1 protein-coding gene is annotated in these 1,628 nt (G+C 75.2%); it reads left to right on the top strand.

Going from position 1 to position 1,628, the window contains the following annotated elements; genetic code table 11:
* Window positions 1-135 precede the first annotated feature (135 nt).
* Window positions 136-1,611, top strand: coding sequence for a hypothetical protein (locus ACWGI8_RS44060; RefSeq protein ID WP_453669221.1), 1,476 nt, complete (start codon window positions 136-138; stop codon window positions 1,609-1,611).
* Window positions 1,612-1,628 lie beyond the last annotated feature (17 nt).

The raw sequence follows: 1,628 nt of genomic DNA, 5'->3' as shown, positions 1-1,628 counted from the left end.
GAATCTCCCTCCGCCCGGGCGCGGCGGTGCGAGCCCGCAAGCGCAGATCACGCCGACCGTCGGGCGGTACCGGCGGGGGATCCGCTAGAGGCAGCAGAGGCCGGGACGCACCGGCGAAGTCGACGAGGAGCAAGCATGATCAAGACGTATTCCCGGGGCCGCCGGCTGAGGCTGGGTCCGGTCGAGCGAGAGGTGCAGCGGATCCTCCGGGCGGAGAAGCACCGTCAGCCCGGCGACCGGGGCGGGGCGCAGCGCTCCAGTGGAGAGACCGCCGAGCAGGTGATCGCCCACAGCACCGTGACCGGGCTCGACGAGCAGGCCGCGCGCGGGCTGGTCCGGGGCGAGAAAGAGGTGATCAAGGCAGCGCGCCGGTCCAGCCACGCCGGGCAGCACGTGACGGCTGTAGCCGCCGACCCCGTCCGGCCGCTGCGCGAAACCGAGCACACCGAGCGGCACCGGCAGCGCCTGACGCAGCGGATGGAGGTGGACCGCCCGCTGGTCTCCGGCCGGTTTCTGGCCCTCACCGAGCTGGTCCTTCTGCTCGGCGAAGGGGGATTCTGGATCCAGGCGTTCAGCCGGGACATCGACTCGAAGGTTCCGTGGTACGGGCAGGAGCGCCTCGCCGCGTACATCCTGGCGGTGCTGCTGCCGCTGCTGGGCGTCGTGGCCGCCCGGTGGACCGGCGCGACCTGGCAACGGCTGCTGCGCCACCCGGCCCCCGACCGCCAGCAGCGGCGTAACCAGAGGCTCGGTGCCGCCGCGGCGCTGGGACTGCTGATGGTGGTCACCGCTGCGATCTTCTCGCTGGTGCGCTGGCGGTTCGGCCCGCAGGGCGTCGGCCTGGGGGGCCTGGCGATCCCGGCGACCTGGATGGCGCTGGCGTTCGGCGCGATCATCGTCGCGGACGCCATCGCGCGGGCGTTCCTGGTCAGCGAGCAGGCCGAGCAGGACCGGCAGCGCGACGCCGCCTGGATAGCCGACCGGTGCCAGGCCCGCGAGGCCGCGGCCCGGCGGACCGACGCCGACGCCCAGTGGGCTGCGGCCTGGCTGGCGCTGCGCCGACGGGTGAACACCGTGCTGAACCGGATCCAGCAGGCCGTGGACACCGGGGAGTGGATCGTGGTCGCCCACCGGGCGACCGACGAGCACGGCCCGGACACCCTGGTGGCCCCGGCGCTGGTCGCCCAGCCCTCGGGGCCTGGCCAGGCCGGCCTGCTGCTGCCGGAGCCGACGCCATCGGCGGTGCTGGACCTGCCGGAGGTGCCCATGGTGCTGCGCGGGCTGCGGTCCGCCGTCGACACCCTGGCCCACTACCAGCCGCCCAGCTTGCGCCCGGAGGACCAGGTGGAGCACCTGACCGGGCTGCTGTTCGCGGCGCTGGCCACCGAGCGGCCCGCCCCGGCAGGCCCCAGCGAGGGCGGCGTAGCGCAGTCGGCCGGAGCCGGCGCAGACCGGTCCGGCAGCGGGACGCAGACCGGTCCGCAGGGGAAGGGCGACCGGCCGACTACCGTCCCGGCCGTGTCCCCCAACGGCACCGGGCCGCACGGCCCCGGGGTGGCCCCCGGACCGCTGACCCCGTTTCCGGACCGCCCCTCGGAGCAGGCCGGATGATCCCGCCCGTGCAGGGC

This window comes from Streptomyces sp. NPDC054841 (genome assembly GCF_053611045.1).
Note: the sequence above shows the minus strand (reverse complement) of the source record. Positions and strands in the feature narration are given on the sequence as shown.

Excerpts from the sequence above, each read along its gene's own strand:
- ACWGI8_RS44060 (WP_453669221.1), top strand. The coding sequence starts at position 136 with ATGATCAAGACGTATTCCCGGGGCCGCCGGCTGAGGCTGGGTCCGGTC.